Origin of the sequence: Mycobacterium numidiamassiliense, assembly GCF_900157365.1 — a bacterium.
Taxonomy (GTDB): domain Bacteria; phylum Actinomycetota; class Actinomycetes; order Mycobacteriales; family Mycobacteriaceae; genus Mycobacterium; species Mycobacterium numidiamassiliense.
In genome coordinates, this window is the sequence record NZ_FUEZ01000003.1 from 246,919 (window position 1) to 265,436 (window position 18,518).

Annotated in this window: 17 protein-coding genes; 11 read left to right on the top strand and 6 right to left on the bottom strand. The window is 66.9% G+C overall.

The features are described from left to right. Positions 1-85: 85 nt before the first annotated feature. The 4 genes from MNAB215_RS00910 to MNAB215_RS29350 all read left to right on the top strand — a co-directional run bounded on the left by MNAB215_RS00910 (position 86) and on the right by MNAB215_RS29350 (position 1,779). A complete protein-coding gene (locus MNAB215_RS00910; protein WP_077077049.1) occupies positions 86-277 on the top strand; it encodes a hypothetical protein in 192 nt (63 codons plus the stop codon). 339 nt (positions 278-616) lie between these two features. Next, complete coding sequence (locus tag MNAB215_RS29345) at positions 617-814, top strand: hypothetical protein (RefSeq protein WP_131829066.1); 198 nt, start codon at positions 617-619, stop codon at positions 812-814. Positions 815-1,047: 233 nt separating this feature from the next. Beyond that, positions 1,048-1,296, top strand: coding sequence for a hypothetical protein (locus MNAB215_RS29585; protein WP_077077050.1), 249 nt, complete (start codon positions 1,048-1,050; stop codon positions 1,294-1,296). 279 nt (positions 1,297-1,575) lie between these two features. Beyond that, a complete protein-coding gene (locus tag MNAB215_RS29350) occupies positions 1,576-1,779 on the top strand; it encodes a prenyltransferase (protein ID WP_131829067.1) in 204 nt (67 codons plus the stop codon). Between the two features lie 44 nt (positions 1,780-1,823). Here the strand turns inward: MNAB215_RS29350 and MNAB215_RS00925 are convergent, their stop codons facing one another. The 3 genes from MNAB215_RS00925 to MNAB215_RS00935 form a co-directional block, all read right to left on the bottom strand. Next, positions 1,824-2,795 (bottom strand): sensor histidine kinase, encoded by a 972-nt coding sequence (locus MNAB215_RS00925; protein ID WP_077078312.1) that lies wholly within the window; start codon positions 2,793-2,795, stop codon positions 1,824-1,826. Positions 2,796-2,965: 170 nt separating this feature from the next. Beyond that, a complete protein-coding gene (locus tag MNAB215_RS00930) occupies positions 2,966-4,444 on the bottom strand; it encodes a FadR/GntR family transcriptional regulator (protein ID WP_077077051.1) in 1,479 nt (492 codons plus the stop codon). A 22-nt stretch (positions 4,445-4,466) separates the two neighbouring features. Beyond that, positions 4,467-5,660 (bottom strand): thiolase family protein, encoded by a 1,194-nt coding sequence (locus MNAB215_RS00935; protein WP_077077052.1) that lies wholly within the window; start codon positions 5,658-5,660, stop codon positions 4,467-4,469. A gap of 56 nt (positions 5,661-5,716) precedes the next feature. Here MNAB215_RS00935 and MNAB215_RS00940 point away from each other — a divergent pair, with 56 nt between their 5' ends. Next, positions 5,717-6,067: a Zn-ribbon domain-containing OB-fold protein gene (locus MNAB215_RS00940; RefSeq protein WP_077077053.1), complete on the top strand. Its 351-nt coding sequence runs from the start codon at positions 5,717-5,719 to the stop codon at positions 6,065-6,067. Here the strand turns inward: MNAB215_RS00940 and MNAB215_RS00945 are convergent, their stop codons facing one another. Then, positions 6,068-6,886 (bottom strand): class I SAM-dependent methyltransferase, encoded by an 819-nt coding sequence (locus MNAB215_RS00945; protein WP_077077054.1) that lies wholly within the window; start codon positions 6,884-6,886, stop codon positions 6,068-6,070. 151 nt (positions 6,887-7,037) lie between these two features. Here MNAB215_RS00945 and MNAB215_RS00950 point away from each other — a divergent pair, with 151 nt between their 5' ends. Continuing rightward, complete coding sequence (locus MNAB215_RS00950; protein ID WP_077077055.1) at positions 7,038-7,721, top strand: winged helix-turn-helix transcriptional regulator; 684 nt, start codon at positions 7,038-7,040, stop codon at positions 7,719-7,721. A gap of 7 nt (positions 7,722-7,728) precedes the next feature. On the opposite strand, the gene MNAB215_RS00955 is transcribed toward MNAB215_RS00950, so the two are convergent. Together MNAB215_RS00955 and MNAB215_RS00960 are read right to left on the bottom strand one after the other, a co-directional pair. Continuing rightward, positions 7,729-9,894 (bottom strand): acyl-CoA dehydrogenase family protein, encoded by a 2,166-nt coding sequence (locus tag MNAB215_RS00955; protein WP_077077056.1) that lies wholly within the window; start codon positions 9,892-9,894, stop codon positions 7,729-7,731. 121 nt (positions 9,895-10,015) lie between these two features. Next, positions 10,016-10,774, bottom strand: a complete 759-nt coding sequence (locus tag MNAB215_RS00960; protein ID WP_077077057.1) for an SDR family NAD(P)-dependent oxidoreductase — start codon at positions 10,772-10,774, stop codon at positions 10,016-10,018. Positions 10,775-10,876: 102 nt separating this feature from the next. Between MNAB215_RS00960 and MNAB215_RS00965 the strand changes: the two genes are divergently transcribed. The 5 genes from MNAB215_RS00965 to MNAB215_RS00985 all read left to right on the top strand — a co-directional run bounded on the left by MNAB215_RS00965 (position 10,877) and on the right by MNAB215_RS00985 (position 18,517). Then, on the top strand, positions 10,877-12,418 hold the full coding sequence (locus MNAB215_RS00965) for an ATP-dependent DNA ligase (RefSeq protein ID WP_077077058.1): 1,542 nt from the start codon (positions 10,877-10,879) through the stop codon (positions 12,416-12,418). Between the two features lie 36 nt (positions 12,419-12,454). Then, the gene (locus MNAB215_RS00970) at positions 12,455-14,725 is read left to right on the top strand and encodes a carbon starvation CstA family protein (protein ID WP_077077059.1); all 2,271 of its coding nucleotides are present in this window, start codon (positions 12,455-12,457) and stop codon (positions 14,723-14,725) included. An 11-nt stretch (positions 14,726-14,736) separates the two neighbouring features. Next, entirely contained in the window at positions 14,737-16,254 is a 1,518-nt protein-coding gene (locus MNAB215_RS00975) for an Hsp70 family protein (RefSeq protein WP_077077060.1), read from the top strand. Positions 16,255-16,341: 87 nt separating this feature from the next. Next, entirely contained in the window at positions 16,342-17,172 is an 831-nt protein-coding gene (locus MNAB215_RS00980; protein WP_077077061.1) for an oxidoreductase, read from the top strand. A 139-nt stretch (positions 17,173-17,311) separates the two neighbouring features. After that, positions 17,312-18,517, top strand: coding sequence for an acetyl-CoA C-acetyltransferase (locus MNAB215_RS00985; RefSeq protein WP_217348914.1), 1,206 nt, complete (start codon positions 17,312-17,314; stop codon positions 18,515-18,517). Position 18,518 lies beyond the last annotated feature (1 nt).

The window sequence follows — 18,518 nt, forward strand, 5'->3', positions numbered from 1 at the left end:
CCTGTTTGCTTTCGTCGAATAGCGGCTATTCGACGCGTGCTAGTAGCAACGACGCCTAGCATCCGCCGATGAATAGAGGACGATCATGAAGGGGAAGTTCGGGCCGAAAACCCTTAAGACTGTCGCAGCCGCCGCCGGAATTACCGCGATGGTGCTGCTACCGACCGGTTGTGCGACCGCTGCTGGCGGCGGTGGTGGTGCGGGCATCGGTACCGGCGGTCTTGGCGGCAGTACCGGTGGCCTCGTCGGTGGGATCACGGGCGCACTCGGCCTCTAATCGGGCAACAGCAGTTGGCCCGCCGGGACTCTCGTTCCCGGCGGGCCAACTGCTTTTCGTTATTCCGTCGAGCAGACGACGGGCCGGCGGCCTTGGCCTCGCCACAGGCATCGCCCACCCGCCTCGAATCACCGTGAAATGCAGACGGACTCGTCGATTCATCGATCGCGCCGGGCGACAGATTTCGGTGAGGAGATCCCGACGGATATCTGCTCGAGGAGATGGACAATTCGTCGGCATGTTTGGACTCATTCAATTTCGCTTCGGGTCCGGTTCAATCGGGCTTGAACGTAATAGTCGTACACGAGTCCAATAGCTCACCGGCGAAAGGTAGGGCCGATGAACGCACGGAGCAAGAAGGTATTGGCGACGACGGGCGCAGCGTTAATCGCCGCGTTCCTGCCGGCGGGATGTGGTTTTGAGGCCGTCCCCGGCCTCATTGGCGGTGCTGCCATCGGCACGGGGGCCGGAACTGCCCCAGCTGCCGGCGTTCCCGCTGCGGCCGCTGCAGCCGCCGCGTCCGCAGCGGGAAAGTAATGCGGTTATCGCACTACCGCGTCACTTAACCGGTTTCACCCGCTCGAACCCGGCAACTGCGCGCGGTTTAGCGCAAATTTCTCGGCAGTCCGGTGCCCGCAGCGCGTCATCCGCGATAGCCAATTTGACCGAGCTTTCGGGCTCATTCAATTTTGCTTCGCGTGGGGTTCTTCCAGCCGGCGCGCAGCCGATGCACACTAGTTCAATAGGATCGCCGACGAAAGACGCGTCCCATGAACGCACGGAGCAAGAAGGTACTGATCACGCTGTTCGCAGCGTCCATCACGGTGATGCTGCCGGCGGGATGCGGTTTTGAGGCCGTCCCCGGCATCATCGGCGGCGGAGCCGTCGGCCCGATGGCCGGTGCTGGCAGCGCCGGCGGTGCCGGCGGTGCTGCTGGAAGCGCCGGCGGCATGGGCCGAGGCGGTGTCCCCGCCGGCTCGGTTGCGGGCGCGGGCGGCATTCTTCCGACGCTGCCGTAGCGGCCATAACGTCGCCGTCGCCGTCGCGAGCGTCGGCTCCCTTCTACCCGCAACAGCTAACCCACAACAGCAGGCGGGTCGACGCCTCAGCTCAATCCATTGGCCCCGGTGATGGGCGTAGGGATCCAGATGATCGACAATTCGCCCGCGTTTTCGGCCTCATTCACTCGTGCTTCTCGTGCGGTTCAGCCTGGCTTGAGCGAAATAGCTGTACACAAGTGCAGCAACGAGTATTAGTTGCGCACCAGTGCACAGACTCATAGGCGAAAGGCACGTTCTGTGAACGCACGGACCAAGAAGGTACTGATAACGGCGGCCGTAGCGCTCGCCTTCGTGACACTACCGACGGGATGTACGGTCGTTGCCAGTACCGCCGGACTCGGCGGCGCTGCCGGCGCTGGCGTCACCGGCACCGGTGCCGGCGCCGGCGCAGCCGGTGGCGGCGCTGTCGGTGGCGTCATCCCCCCCGCCACGCTCCCCTGACACGCTAAATCGCATCGCTGGACATCGTCATCGTCGAACCTGTGTTATCCGTTCTGACCCGGCGAGGGATTGAGCCGCAGATAGGCCTGGATCGTCGTTCCGGTGGTCGCTGTATGGGTCCGCACCAGGTCCGATATCGCATTGACCAGAAACAACCCGCGGCTGGCCGGGCCGGTCGGGCCCGGGTCCAGCCGTCCCACCAGTGGATCATCCAAGCGCCCGCTGTCGCGCGCTTCACACACCAGATGCTCGTCGTGCCGCCAGAAGGCCAGCCGGCACGCGCCGTCGGTGTACATCAGGCTGTTGGTGGCCAGCTCGGTGGCGATCAATTGCAGATCGTCGATGCCGTCCTGGGACAGTCCGACCCAGTCGCCGTAGTTGACTGCGAATGAGCGGGCCGGACGCAGGTCGGTGGATTGCCTGACCGTGTAGGTGACCGCACCCGGATTGACGGGCAGCGGCTGGTTGCAGTTCGCCAGAATGTCGTCCGGCGCGTACTCGTCGCTGGGCTGCAACGCGCCGCATTTCCACACGAGAGGATGGGTCGCACGCGCACCGGCCAGCACGTCGTCTTCCAGCCTGCCCGCATCGTAGAGACACAACGCCGTTAGCTGACGGCCCGCGAAAACCCCGTTGAGCAGCGCTTCGTGTTGCAAGCACGCCGGAATTTCTGCCGCGGTACGGCCGGGCCAAACGACTTGGCTGACGATCCGCACCCGTCGGTCCGGGTGTTCTTCAGCGAACGAGCCTTCCAGCGCCAGGAACCGGGTCGGGTTGCGAGCCACGTCAGCGCTGTCCGCCAGCTGCAGCCCGGCCGGCAATCCGCCGCCGGCACCGACTAGCGAGCCGCGCAGCAACTCCAGATTCTCGCCCGGCACCGCGACCAGCACCGCCTCGTCCATCGATAGACCGTCGTCGACGAAGGCGACCACAGAATCGAGGAACTCCCGCTGTGAGTGGTAGAGGAGCGCGGAATGAACGAAGCCTTGATGCTCGTTTCCCGTGCCCCTGACCATTCGCTCGCCCTTGCTGTCCGTCACCAATGCCAACTCCCCGCCAGCCCCTGCCGGAACTGCCCATCCGCACTACGTAAATCCGTGTCCCCCCAGTTACCCCAGTACCCCGCACGGGCGTTCGCTACGCAGTTGACACGTCACAAACCGGCCTCGCTCGACCAGGCTGCGGCCTACAACCACCACGAAGCCGCGGCATCGAGGTGACGACGGACGCGGTAGCGCGCCAAACTGTCGTCACCGATGGATATCGCCTCGAGAATTCGAAGGTGGGCATGCTCGACGGCGACGGCGTCGTCCCAGGTGGGAAGCGCCTGCTCGGTACTGGTCCAATGGCGCCGGAACAACTCGACGATGATCCGCAAGAACAGATCCAGCAGTGCGTTGCCGGCCAGCTGCGCCAGTCCGAAGTGGAACCGAAATTCCTCGATTGTGGCCTTACGCACATCGTCGGCGGTACGGGGGCGTTCGTCTCGCGCGACTCGCTGGGTTTCGACGAACGCCGTCACATCAGAATCGGCGCGACGCATGACCACTTTGGCGACGTTGTCGATCTCGATGGCGTCCCGGACGCTGCGCAGGTCGTCGCGGCTCGGCCTGCGGTACTGGAGGTAGAGCGCGATCGTATCGATGCTGGCTTGCGCGTGCGGTTCCGTGACGACCAGCCCACCTCCTGGCCCGCGGCGCATCTGCGCGATCGAATGGTATTCGAGCAGCCGCACCGCTTCGCGTAACACCGCGCGGCTCACCCGATAGCGCTCTAACAAGGCCGTCTCGGTTCCGAAGATCGAGCCGATCTGCCAACCGCGGGCGGCGATCTCGTCGCCGATATTGGCCGCCAGTACCTCAGCCAACTTGCCCGGAGATCGGACCTGGCTGGCCGACGCGCGTGCGGCGCGGCTCGCCGGACCGGCCCGGCTGCCGCCCCGCGGCTCGGCACCGGGGTGATGGTCCTGCAGCCAAGCCGTCACCGCTTCCACATGCCGCTCGGACAGCGTCTTGGCCCGCGCGGAATCGCCCGCCGTCACGGCGGCAACCATCTCGGAATGGTCGATGTGCATGTAGTCGAGCGCCTCGACGGCCTCGCGGGGCGAGTCGGTTCGCGATTGCAGGGCGTACCGAGTGGTGAGCCGCATTAACACGTCGATAAATATTTGCAGGACAGGGTTTTTCGATTGCTCCGCGAGCGCGATGTGGAAGTCGTCGCGCGGCGCCGGTAGTCCGGGCCTCCACTGCTCCTCGGCGCGCAGCACGGCTCGTAGCCGGTCGATGCCGGATTCGTCGATTCGTTCGGCCGCCAGGGATGCCGCCAGGGGCTCGAGCACCAGGCGCGCGTTGAGCAGGTCGGAAAGCGTCGTGCCCAGGTACTCGAGATAGATGACAATGGCCCGGGTCGCCGGGCCCGCGTTCGGCTCGCAGATCAGCAACCCACCGTTGGGGCCACGCCGCATCCGGGCCACCTGATGGTGCTCGACCAGGCGAACGGCTTCTCGCAGCACCGACCGGCTCACGGAAAAGTGTTGCTGCAGAAAGCGTTCGGAGCCAAGCGATGCCCCGATGGGCCAGCCGCGCCGGACGATGTCGGCTTCGATATCGCGGGCAATCGTGGAAGCGAGTTTCGTCGCGCGCCCGCCGTCCGGGTCGGTACTCATGCCGGACTCGATCAGGCCCGTCTCAACACGTGAGCAGCATGCATCCCGCGACCGGACCACCGCCGACGGAGACCACGCCAACCTCGGGTCGCTGTAACACCTGCCGCTCCCCCGCGTCGCCGCGCAGCTGCAAACATCCCTCGTGCAGCGCCCAGTAGCCGTGCATGCGACCCGCCGATAGCTGCCCCCCATAGGTATTCAGCGGCAGCACACCGTCGCGGGCGATCCGCACGCCGCCCTCGACGAACGGCCCGGCCTCGCCGTCGCCGCAGATCCCCAGGGCTTCCAGCCAGGCCAGGGTGAGATAGGTGAAGCCGTCGTACAATTCGGCGACGCCGAGGTCGGCGGGCTTCAACTCGGTGCGCGACCACATCTGCGCCGTGGCATCCGACATCGCCATCTTCGGGTAGTCGTCGCGGTGGAACCAGCCGCCGGCGCCGTCGGATCCACCGATCGCCTCCACCCGGACGGCGCGGTGCGGGCAGTCGGGGCCGTAGTCCGCATGCGACACCACGACGGCGATCGAACCGTCGATGGGCACATCGCAGTCCAGCAACCCGAACGGCGTCGACACCAGGCGCGCGCCCAGGTAATCGGCCATGGTCATCGGTTCCCGGTACACCGCAAGGGGATTCAGCGCGGCGTTACGCCGGCCGTTGAGGGCGAGCCAGCCCAACTGCTCCTTGGTTGTTCCATACAGCTCCATATGCCGACGACAATTCAGCGCTAGCCAGTTCGCCGCCGAATAGGCTTGGGCCGCAACCAGATCGTTGACGTCGTCCATGGCCCCGACGGCAGGCTTCGCTTCGCCTTCGGGAGTCTCGAACATCCGGGCAAGCGGCGGGGCGGGCGCGTCCTCTTCCTGCTTGACCGGCACGGTGCCCCCGAGCATCTGAATCGTCCGATAGACCACCACGTGATGAGCGCGCCCCTCGGAGACCGCGCGGCAGGCCGACATCACCGGGCTCAGCAGTCCACCGGTGCCGAAGCCGGAACCGCAATCGGCCGCTTCGATCTGAAGTTCGGCGTTGACCTCCGCGGCGGGGGTGTCACCCAGGGTCGCGATGCCATCGACGTCGGTGGGCATCAGGCCGGCGTCGGAGATGGCAGCCCGCACGGCCTCCATGGTGAGGTCGCGGCCCGGTATGCCGGTGCGTCGGCCGATCCGCGAGATACCGACGCCCGACAAGATCGCGTCTTTTTCGAAATACGTCATCTGCACCGCCCGTAGACCGTCGCACTCAAGGACGAATAGAGTGTACTGTATTCGTCGTGCCAGCCGAGTCGACGTCGCCGCTGCTCGTCGAGTATTGCGACGATTGCGATCGTTGGGTGCATCCCGCGGCCGGCGAATGCCGCACCTGCGGCGGCCGGCTGGTCGCCCGGCCGGTCTCCGGACGTGGCACCGTGTTCACCTACACGGTCAACCACCATCCCTATAACCCGGAAATCCCGGTTCCCTACGTGATCGCCATCGTCGAGCTCGCCGAACAAAGTGGCCTGCGCGTGGCGGCCAATATCGTTGACTGCGAACCCGATTCGGTGACCTGCGGGATGGCCGTCGATATCCGGCCGGACAAGGGCGCCGGCGGGGCACCGCTGTTCGCACCGGCCAGCAACTGATCAGCGCTTGCGCGCAGTCACCAGCAGGTATTCCCACTCCATCGTCGACGACCCGGCCAGGTGGCGGTCGCCGAGTTCGGCCAGCTGCGAGTCCAACGCCTCGACCCGAGCGGCGTCCTCGGCGATACCCCGGTAGGCGGCGATTGTCGGCCCGTAATTCGCTTTGAAGAAGTCACGGAAAGCCGCACCATCGGCGAAGTGGTCGATCCGCAACGCCGCGCGCTCGGCGGTGAACTCGGTGATCCGATCCCCCAGCAAGGTCCGCACATGGTCGGCGCTGCCCCACAGCGTCGCGGGCTGGGCACCCGGCGGCGTCGGCACGTAGGGCTTCATCGTCGCGAACATCTGACCGATGAAGCCCTCCGGTGTCCAGTTGAGCAGCCCGATCACACCGCCGGGCCGGCAGACTCGGACCAGCTCGTCGGCCACGGGCTGGTGATGCGGCACGAACATCACGCCGACGCACGAAAGCACGGCGTCGAATTCGCCACTGCGACAGGGCAATGCCTCGGCATTGGCTTCCAGCCACCGCAGGTTGATACCGCGGGCCCGGGCGATCGCCTCGCCGCGTGCGAGCAGGTCCGGGCATAGGTCGCTGGCCACTACCTCGGCGCCGCGCAGCGCGGCCGGTAGCGCCGCATTGCCGGTCCCGGCCGCCACGTCGAGCACCCGCTCGCCCGCGTCGATTCCGCACGCCCGCACCAGCGCCGGCCCGAGCGGTGCCACCAGCTCGGCCGCAACGGTGCCGTAGTCCCCCAACGCCCATAGCGCGCGATGCGTGCCTTCGTAGGCGCGCCCGGTTTCAGTTGCTGCGGTCATGATGTCGTCCCTTTCTGGTCATTTCCCACCATCGTTGGTTCGCTGCTGTACCGATTCCAGTGGCAGATCTGAATCGACCGCAGTTCACAATCTGTACTAGCCACTTCCCCTGTTGAGAGCGTCTACTGGACACAGTGAAAGGACTGTCGTGATGCCCGAGAAGTCGAAGTATGGCCAGTTTTGTCCGGTGGCAAAGGCGATGGAACTGCTCGACGAGCGCTGGACGCTGCTGGTCGTACGCGAGTTGCTGGCGGGCAGCGCGCACTTCAACGACCTGCGCCGCGGGGTGCCGAAGATGTCGCCGGCGTTGTTGTCGAAGCGATTGAAATCGTTGAGCCGGGCCGGTGTTATCGAGCGCACCGACGTCGACGGGCGCTCCTCGTATGCGCTGACGCCCTGCGGCCGGGAGCTCGCGCCAGTGGTGGAAGCGCTGGGTCAGTGGGGAGTTCGCTGGATGCCCGAGATCGGCGACGACGACCTCGACCCGCATCTGCTGATGTGGGATATCCATCGTTCGATTCCCATCGACGCGTGGCCGCGGACACGCACGGTCGTGGCCTTCACGCTGAGCGGAGTAGCCGCGAAGGCGTCTCGCTGGTGGCTCATGGTCTCCGAAGGAGCTTCGGACGTCTGCGATTTCGACCCGGGTTACGACGTGGCCGCGACGGTCGAGACCAGCCTGCGCACGCTGATCGAATTGTGGCGGGGAGACATCTCGTGGTCGCGCGCCATGCTCAACGGCGCCGTGACGATCACGGGCGGCGCGGACGCGCGCCGGGCCGTACCGGGCTGGATCGGCCAATCACGGATGGCGGCCGTCCCGCGCCCGGCGTGACGGCAAGTTAGTTGATCAGCGGGTCGCGGGGCATGCCGAGGATGCGCTCGGCGATCTGATTGCGGGTGACCTCCGAGGTGCCACCGGCGATCGACATGCCACGGGCACCCATGATCATCCGGCCCGCCAACGCGCCGGGCCCCTCGGTGAGCGCGACCTCCGGCCCCAGCAAGGCCGCCGAGATCGCCGCCCCGTCCACCATGTGTTCGGCCAACTTGAGTTTGGTGACGTTGCCTTCCGGGCCCGGGCCCGCCCCTTCGACGCTGCGGGCGGCGCGACGCAGGTTCAGCAGCCGCAGCGCATGGTCATCGGCGAGATAGTTTCCGACGCGAATCTTGGCTCCCGCCAACTGATCTGGCCGCTTCTTGACGAGGTCGATCAGGGCGTCCGCCAGGCCCTCGTAGAAGGAGCCGCTGCCGCCGATGCTGACACGCTCGTTGCCGAGCGTCGCACGAGCGACGGTCCATCCGGTGTTGGGTGCGCCGACGACGTCTTCGTCAGGCACAAACAGATCGTTGAAAAAGACTTCGTTGAAGTCCGAGTCGCCGGTGATCTGGCGCAGTGGCCGCACCTCGACCTCGGGCGCCTTCATGTCGACGATCACCGTGGTGATGCCGCCGTGCTTGGACGCCTCAGGATCGGTGCGCACGGTGGCCAGCCCGCGCGCGCAGTAGTGGGCCCCGCTGGTCCACACCTTCTGCCCGTTGATCGTCCAGCCACCGTCGACCCTGGTGGCGCGAGTCCTGATGGACGCCGCATCCGAGCCGGCCTCGGGCTCGGAGAACAGCTGGCACCAGATCTCGTCCTTGCGCAGCGCCTTCTCCACGAATCTTTCGATCTGCCATGGTGTTCCATGCTGGATCAGCGTCAGAATCACCCATCCGGTGATTCCGTAGTCGGGGCGCTTGATGCCGGCCGCGCGGAACTCCTCCTCGATCACGAGTTGTTCCACCGCGTCGGCCGCGCGGCCCCATGGTTTGGGCCAGTGCGGCATCACATAGCCGGTCTCGATCAGCTTCTCGCGCTGCGCCTGCTTGTCCAGGGCGGCGATCTCGGCGGCGTCGGCGTGGATCCGGGTGCGCAATTCCTCGGCCTCTGGCGGCAGGTCCAGGCTGTTCTCCCGAAAGCCGCCCGACGCGGTGCGGTCGAAGACGTCGGCGGCCGGTGCGTCGCCGCCGAACAGCGCCGAGGTCACCAGCGACCGGCGCAGATGCAGATGCGCGTCGTGCTCCCAGGTGAAGCCGATGCCGCCGTGCACCTGAATGTTGAGCTCGGCATTGCGTGCGTATGCGGGAAACGCATGCGCCGCAGCCACTGCGGCGGCCAGGCGGAACTGCGATTCGTCCTCGGATTCCGCGCGTGAGGCGTCCCACACCGCGGCCGTCGCAGACTCCGAGGCCACCAGCATGTTGGCGCAATGATGCTTCACAGCCTGGAAAGTGGCGATGGTGCGGCCGAATTGCTGCCGTACCTTGGCGTAGTCGACGGCGGCCTCGACGCAGTCGGTGGCACCGCCGACGGCCTCGGCGGCCAGCACCGTCCGTGCCCGGGCCAGCGCCGATTCCCGCGCCCCAGCCACGATGTCGTCGGGACCGACGCTCACGTTGTCCAGGCGAACGCGCCCGGAACGCCGCGTCGGGTCGAGATTCCCGGGCACCTCGACCGAGACACCGGATCGGCCGCGTTCCAGCAGCAGCACGTCGTCACCCACGGCGATCACCAGCAGCTCGGCGAGCCCGGCGCCCAGCACGATTCCGGCCTCTCCGTTGGCCACCCCGTCGGCGAGGACCACCTGGCCGTCCAGCCCGATGCCCGCGGTGAGGGTCCCGTCGATCAGGCCGGGCAGCAGTCGCGACTTCTGCTCGCCCGAGCCATCTTTGGCGATGATCGCCGAGGCGATCACCGTCGGGACGAAGGGTCCGGGGGCCACCGCGCGACCGAGCTCTTCGATCACCACGACGAGTTCGGGCAATCCGAAGCCGGACCCACCGTATTCCTCATCGACGTGCAAGCCGAGCCAGCCGAGTTCGACGATGCCCTGCCAGAAGCCGGGCCGGGCCTCGTCCGTCGCGTCCAGCAGCGATCGCGCGGCCCATCGAGCCTTCTGCGAAGTCAGGAAGCCGCGGGCAACGTCGGCGAGCTCACGGTGATCGTCGGTCAGTGCGATACCCATGCCGGCCTCCTCGCAGCGCTACCAACCCTGTGCCGGATTGGTTAGCCTGCCCCGTTCCGAGGGGGAACGGGGCGGCTGCCTAATGAGTGTACTTAATGCGAGAAGCGCCCCGGCGGGGTGTCTACTTCGGCGCGAACCGCTGTCCGGCGTCGAGTCGCAGGCATTGGCCGTTGAGCATCGGGTTGTCGATGATGGCCGCAGCCAGCTTGGCGTACTCCTCGGGCCGACCCAGGCGCTTGGGGAACGCGGCGTCCTTGGTCAATGCCGACGCGAACTCGTCCGGAATGCCCTTGGTCAACCCGGTGGCGAACAGGCTGGGCGCAATCGCCAGCACCCGGATGCCCAGCGATCCCAGGTCGCGCGCCATGGTCAGGCACATGCCCGCGATGCCCGCCTTCGCAGCGGTGTAGGCGACCTGCCCGATCTGGCCCTCGAAGGCCGCGATGGACGCGGTGTTGATGATGACGCCACGCTCCTCGTCCTCGGGTTCGTTCTTGCTCATGTGCGCCGCGGCGAGCCGGCTGATATTGAAGCTGGCAATGAGGTTGAGATCGATCACGGACTGGAAGGACTCCAGGTCGTGCGGACCGGTCTTGGTCATGGTCCGCTTGGCGATTCCGCCACCCGCGGTAGTGATGACGACATGCAGCCCGCCAAGGTCGTCGACCGCGGCCTGCAACGTCTCCTCGGTGCCAGCGAAGTCGGTGACGTCGACCGGGTAGAACTTGCCACCGATGCCCTCCGCGACCTCTTTGCCGTCGGAGCCTTCCCGGTCGAGCACCGCGACATCCGCGCCGCGCTCGTGCAGAAGTTCGGCGCTAGCACGACCCATCCCCGACGCGCCGCCGATGACGACGACCTTTTTCCCGCTAATCTCCATCCGAGCCCTCCTTGTCAGATTCTTTGTGATCTGTAACGTTACGTAGGCACGCTAGCGTGCCCGTTTCCAGGGGTTGTCGCCGAGTCATGCCAAGCTGACTTCGTGCTCCTTCTCGACGTGGCAAGCACGTCGCTTGATGTCGGCGGCACCTCGTCGCGCCTGACCAAAGTCGCCCACATCGCCGACCTGCTTCGCCGGGCCGCACCCGATGCCGATTCGGTCGCGATCATCGTGTCGTGGCTCTCCGGTGAACTGCGGCAACGCCAGATCGGCGTGGGCTGGGCGTCGCTGCGCTCCCGCCCACCGCCGGCGCAGCAGCCGACCCTGACCGTCACCGGCGTCGACGCCACCTTCGCCGAAATCGGCGCGGTAGCGGGCAAGGGGTCTGCCGCGCGGCGCGCCGAACTCGTCGCCGGGCTGTTCGCGTCGGCAACCGAGACCGAGCAGACGTTTCTGCTTGGGCTCCTCAGTGGCGAACTGCGGCAAGGCGCGTTGGCCGGGATCATGACCGACGCCGTGGCCAAGGCCGCGGGCATCCCGGCGGCCGCGGTGCAGCGCGCCGCGATGCTGGGCGGGGATCTGCCTGCGGTCGCTGTAGCTAGTTTGACGGCCGGCCTTTCCGATGGAGCGGTAGCGCTGCAGGCGTTCACGCTGCGGGTGGGCCGGCCCGTCGGCCCGATGCTGGCGCAGACCGCGACGAGTGTGGCGGACGCGCTCGAACGTCACGGCGGCACAGCGATTTTCGAAGCGAAGCTGGACGGCGCGCGGGTGCAAATCCACCGCGACGGCGACGAAGTCACGGTCTACACCCGAAGCCTTGACGACGTCACCGCCCGGCTGCCCGAGGTGGTGGAGGCGACCTTGGCGTTGCCGGTGCGCACGCTGATCGCCGACGGTGAGGCGATCGCGCTGCGGCCCGACAACCGGCCGCAGCGATTTCAGGTCACCGCGTCACGATTCGGGCGATCGGTCGATGTCGCGGCAGCACTTGCGGCCCAGCCTCTTTCGGTGTTCTTCTTCGACATCCTGCACTGCGATGGCGTCGACTTGCTCGACGCTGACACCGCCGACCGGTTGGCTGCCCTGGACGCGTTGGTGCCGGCCGCCCAACGCGTCGACCGGCTGGTCACATCCGACGCCGCGGCCGCCGCGGAATTCCTGAAGGCGACGCTGGCCGCCGGTCACGAAGGAGTCATGGCCAAGGCGCCCGCCGCGCCCTACCTCGCAGGCCGTCGCGGAGCGTCCTGGCTGAAGATCAAGCCGGTGCACACCCTCGACCTGGTGGTGCTCGCCGTCGAGTGGGGGTCGGGGCGTCGTCGCGGCAAGCTGTCCAATATTCATCTGGGTGCCCGTGATCCGTCCACCGGCGAATTCGTCATGGTGGGAAAGACTTTCAAGGGCATGACCGATGCCATGCTGGCGTGGCAGACGGCGCGGTTCACCGAGCTTGCCGTGGACGGCACCGACGGCCACGTTGTCGAACTACGACCCGAGCAGGTCGTCGAGGTGGCGCTCGACGGCGTGCAGAAATCGTCGCGGTATCCCGGCGGCGTGGCCTTGCGTTTCGCGCGGGTGCTGCGTTACCGCGACGACAAGAGCCCGGCAGAAGCGGACACCATCGACAACGTGCGTGCGCTCTACTGATTAACCCGGGCAACCGGCTGCTCGTCGTCATAGGGTTTGACCGTGACTGTGCACGACAAAGACGTCAGCTACATCCGCACCGACGACGACCTGCCGCCCGTCGCGATCATCGACCGCTCCCCCATCACCATCCGGCACAAGATCGGATTCGGGGTCATCGCCGTGATCGGTGCCGTCGCCTGGGCGGCCATCGCATTCGCTCGCGGTGAGTCGGTGAACGCGGTCTGGTTCGTGGTCGCGGCGATCTGCACCTACATCATCGGTTTCCGTTTCTATGCCCGGTTGATCGAGATGAAGATCGTTCGCCCGCGCGACGATCACGCCACTCCGGCCGAGGTGTTCGAGGACGGCAGCGACTACGTGCCCACCGACCGGCGCGTGCTGTTCGGCCATCACTTCGCCGCCATCGCCGGGGCGGGGCCGCTCGTCGGCCCGGTGTTGGCCGCCCAGATGGGCTACCTGCCCTGCAGCATCTGGATCATCGTCGGCGCGGTATTCGCCGGCGCCGTGCAGGACTACCTGGTGTTGTGGATCTCCACCCGGCGGCGGGGCCGCTCGTTGGGCCAGATGGCCCGCGACGAGCTGGGCGTCACCGGCGGCGCCGCCGCGCTGCTCGGCGCCTTCGTCATCATGGTGATCATCATCGCGGTGCTGGCGCTGGTGGTGGTCCGCGGACTGGCCCAGAGCCCCTGGGGCGTGTTCTCCATCGCCATGACCATTCCGATCGCCCTGTTCATGGGCTGCTACCTGCGGTTCCTGCGTCCCGGGCGGGTGTCGGAGGTGTCGATCATCGGCTTCGTGCTGCTCATGCTCGCCGTCGCCTCCGGCAATTGGGTTGGCGAAACATCTTGGGGCACTTCCTGGTTGAACTTGTCCGCGGTGACGGTGTCGTGGTTGATCATCATCTACGGCTTCGTGGCTTCGGTGCTTCCCGTGTGGTTGCTGCTGGCCCCGCGCGACTATTTGTCGACTTTCATGAAGGTCGGCGCCATCGCGTTGCTGGCGGTGGGCATCTGCATCGCGCACCCCGTCATGCAGGCGCCCGCGGTCTCGCGGTTCGCCTCCCGCGGCGACGGGCCGGCGTTCGCCGGCTCGCTGTTCCCGTTCCTGTTCATCACCATTGCGTGCGGCGCGCTGTCCGGTTTCCACGCGCTGATTTCGTCGGGCACGACGCCGAAGCTGCTGGAGAAGGAGAGCCAGATGCGCTTCATCGGCTACGGCGGCATGCTCACCGAGTCGTTCGTCGCCGTCATGGCACTGATCAGTGCGTGCATCCTCGACCAGCACCTGTACTTCGCCCTCAACGCCCCGGCCACCCAGACCGGCGGCACCGCCGCCACCGCCGCGCACTACGTCAATGGACTCGGCCTGTCCGGCGCACCCGCCACCGCCGAACAGCTCACTGCGGCCGCCGCAGGGGTGGGCGAAAAATCGATCGTGTCGCGCACCGGCGGTGCCCCAACCCTGGCCGTCGGCATGTCCGAGGTGCTGAACCAGGTCTTTGGCGGCGCCGGCCTCAAGGCGTTCTGGTACCACTTCGCGATCATGTTCGAGGCGCTGTTCATCCTGACTGCCGTCGATGCGGGCACCCGCGTCGCCCGCTTCATGCTCTCCGACGCGCTGGGCAATCTGGGTGGCCAGCTGACCAAGCTGCGCAACCCCAGCTGGCGGCCGGGAGTCTGGATGTGCAGCCTGGTCGTGGCCGCGGCGTGGGGCAGCATCCTGCTGATGGGTGTGACCGATCCGCTGGGCGGCATCAACACGCTCTTCCCGTTGTTCGGTATCGCCAACCAGCTGCTCGCGGCGATCGCGCTGACCGTCATCACCGTGGTCGTCATCAAGAAGGGTCTGCTGAAGTGGACGTGGATTCCGGGAATCCCGTTGCTGTGGGACCTGGCCGTCACGTTGACCGCATCGTGGCAGAAGATCTTCTCCGCGGACCCGGCCGTCGGCTACTGGACGCAACACTCGCGGTACCTGGCGGCGAAAAACGCCGGCAAGACGGCGTTCGGTTCGGCGAAGAACCCCGACCAGCTCGACGACGTCATCAGGAACACCTTCATCCAGGGCACCCTGTCGATTCTCTTCGCGCTCATCGTCATCATCGTCGTCATCGTCGCAATTGTGGTCGTGCTCAGGGCAATTCGCGGTGACGGCAGACCGCCCCTGACCGAGGACGACCCGGTGCCGTCGAAACGGTTCGCGCCGTCGGGCCTGATTTCCACCGCCGCTGAGCGCGAGGTGCAACGGCAATGGGACGGCACGCCGGACAAACTGGTCGCGCCGAAGTCCCCTGCACCGTCCTAGGATTATGCGGAATGAGAGTCGGTATCGACTTCGGCACCACACACACTGTCGTCGCATTGGTCGACCGGGGTAACTACCCGGTCGTCTCGTTCGACGGCGTGGACGCATGGCCGTCGCTGGTTGCCGCGAATACCGCCGGGGAGTTGCGATTCGGCGTGGACGCCGCCGCCGTCCGCCACGAACCGGGATGGTCGGTGCTGCGATCGATCAAACGTCTCCTCAACGAGGCCGGGCCGCAGACCGAGGTGAACCTCGCCGGTCGCGACTATCGACTCACCGACCTACTCACCGGCTTTCTGGCGCAGCTGAAAAACGATCTGCACCATCGCTCCAACGGCTCGCTCACGCCGACCGAACCGATCGAGGCGGCGATCAGCGTGCCGGCCAACGCATCGAGCGCGCAGCGGCTGTTGACGCTGGATGCCTTTGTAGCAGCGGGTTTTCATGTCGTGGCGCTGCTGAACGAGCCTTCGGCGGCCAGCCTCGAATACGCCCACCGATATCGCTCCACCATCACCGCCAAACGCGAATACGTCCTCATCTACGACCTTGGCGGCGGCACCTTCGACGCCTCGCTGCTCAAGATGACCGGACACGCGAACGAAGTCGTCATCAGCGAGGGCATCCAGCGCCTGGGCGGCGACGATTTCGACGAGGCGATCCTGCGGCTCGTGCTCGCCGGATCGCAGCCGACGGAGATGGACACCGCCGCGCGCGACCTACTCAAGGAGGAGGTCGCCGCCCGCAAGGAAGCCGTCGGGCCGCAGACGCGCCGCTTCCTGGTGGATATGTCGCCGGTAGACCGGCCGCCGTTCGCGTGCGGCGTCGACGAGGTGTATTCGGTGTGCGCGCCACTGGTCGACCCCACCATGGAGCTGCTTGATCGCATCCTGCACGACCCGGCCCGAGACGGCAGGGACGTGGCGTGGTCGGAGGTGGCGGGGATCTATGTGGTGGGCGGGGCCGGCGGTTTTCCGCTCGTCGCAAGGATGCTGCGCAGCACCTTCGGTGACAAGCGGGTGAAGCGCTCGCCATTGCCGTTCGCCGCCACGGCGATCGGCCTGGCCGTCTTCCTCGACTCGGAGGCAGATTTCGAGTTGTCCGAACGCTTTTCGCGCCATTTCGGGGTGTTCCGTGAGGCGGAAGCGGGCGCCGGCGTCGTCTTCGATCCGATCGTGTGCAAGGACGCCTCTCTCCCCGCCGACGGTCGTACCCCGCTGGTCGTCCGGCGCACGTACCGGGCGGCGCACAACATCGGACATTTCCGCTTCGTGGAGTGCAGCCGCCTCGTCAACGGCCGCCCGGACGGGGACGTGACGCCCTACGATCCGGTCTTGTTCCCCTTCGACCCGGCGCTGCGCGATCGCGGTGACCTCGGGCACCAGCCGGTTGGCCGGTGGAAGGACGGGCCCGACGTCGAGGAGCGTTACGTCGTCGCGCCCAGCGGCGCGGTCGAGGTGACGCTCACGACCCAGCCCGGCGGGTTCGTACGGACCTTCCAGCTTCAGCGCTGCGCCACCGCCCGCTGATAACACGGCCTTCGCCCGCGCGCTGACCGTCTAAGGCGACATACGATCCGGATGCACCGCGGGCCGCGCGGAGAAAGAAGGACACCGATGTCCACCTGGCTTATCACCGGTTGCTCCACCGGACTCGGCCGCGCGCTGGCCGAGGCCGTCGTCGGAGACGGACACAATGCCGTCGTCACCGCGCGCGACGTCGCGAAGGTCAGCGAACTAGCCAACCGGGCACCGGAGCGGGTGTTGCCGGCGGCCCTCGACGTCACCAAGCCCGAGCAGATTGCCGCGACCGTGCATGCGGCCGGCGATCGGTTCGGCGGCGTCGACGTCCTGGTCAACAACGCCGGATACGGCTATCGCGCCGCGGTCGAAGAAGGCGACGCCGCCGAGGTCCGCACCCTGTTCGACACGCATTTCTTCGGCACGGTCGCGATGATCAAGGCCGTGCTGCCCGGCATGCGGGCCCGCCGCAGCGGCGCGATCGTGAACATCTCGTCGATCGGCGCCACGGTGACCCCGGTGGGATCCGGCTATTACTCCGCGGCCAAGGCAGCCGTCGAGGGCATGAGCGGCTCGCTGCGCGGCGAGCTCGCCCCGCTGGGCATCTCCGTGACGGTCGTCGAGCCGGGCGCGTTTCGCACCGACTTCGCCGGCCGCTCTTTGATCGAGTCGGCGACAGTCATCGACGACTACGCCGAGACCGCCGGGAAACGCCGCAAGGAGAACGACACCATGCACGGCAACCAGGCCGGCGACCCAGCAAAGGCGGCCCACGCCATCATCGAGGCCGTCGAATCACCAGTACCACCCGCATTCCTGCTGCTCGGCCCCGATGCCCTTGCCCTGTACCGATACGTCAACGAAGCGCGGGCCAGCGAAATCTCAACATGGGAAAAGCTCACCACCGGCACCAACTTCGACAACTGACGTCGAGACGCCGCCGGCTACGAGAACGGCTTCGCTCTGTAGGAGAAGGGTATTCTCCTGCAACGAGAGAGGCATTACGATCGGTGACGGTCCGGGGGAACTAGCACAACGATCGGAGTCCGACATCGACGCCTGGATTCTGGATGCCGTACGCACCCCCCGGGGGCGCGGCCGCCCCGACGGTGGATTGCACGACGTTCATCCGCAGACCCTGTTCGCGGCATGCCTGAGCGCGCTGGCCGAGCGCGTTGGTTTCGACCCGGCCGGCGTCGATGACGTGATCGCCGGCAACGGCATTCTGTCCGGCGACCACGGCGACGACATCGCGCGTCTGTCGGTGTTGCTGGCCGGCTGGCCCGAGACCGTTCCCGGGATGACATTGAACCGCTTCTGCGGCTCCGGTCAGCAGGCCGTCACCGTAGCCGCGTCGTCGATCGCCGCCGGCAGTGACGATCTGATGATCGCGGGCGGCGTCGAGTCGATGTCCCGGTGGGACGTCACCGCAGGCGTGCCGACGATCGACGGCAACAACGCGGATTTCCGGGCGCGCTATCCAACCGTGCCCCAAGGCATTTCGGCCGATCTGATCGCCACGCTAGAGGGATTCAGCCGCGAAGTCGTCGACGCCTACGCGGCGCAGAGCCAGCGCCGCGCCGCCGCCGCCATCGAAGAGGGAAGGTTCGATCGCTCGCTGGTCGAGGTGGCCACCGCCAACGGCGCGTTCGCCCGCGACGAGCACCCCCGCCCCGGAACCTCCGCCGAGGCGTTGGCCCGGCTCAAACCAGCGTTCGCCGCGATGGGCGCCGCGCGCGCCGACGGCGAATCGCTGACCTACGACGAGATCTGCCTGCGGCGGTATCCCGGCGTCGACCACATCGATCACGTCCACCACGCCGGCAACTCATCGGGAGTCGTCGACGGCGCCGCCGCAGTGGCTGTCGCCTCGTCGGCCTGGATGCACAGCAACGGAGTCAAACCACGCGCGCAGATCCGGGCCGCCGCGGCCATCGGCAGCGAGCCGATCATCATGCTCACCGCACCGGGACCCGCGGCGCAGCGCTGTCTCGAGCGTGCCGGCATGAGCGTGAAAGACATTGATCTGTGGGAGATTAACGAGGCCTTCGCCGCCGTGCCGCTGAAGACGATCCGCGATCTCGACATTGATCCGCATCTGGTCAACGTCAACGGTGGCGCGATCGCGCTGGGCCATCCGATCGGCGCCACCGGCGCCATGCTCATCGGCACCGTCCTCGACGAGCTCGAACGCCGCGATCTGACAACGGGACTGGTGACCATGTGTACCGGCGGCGGCATGGGCACCGCGACGATCATCGAGCGAGCCTGAG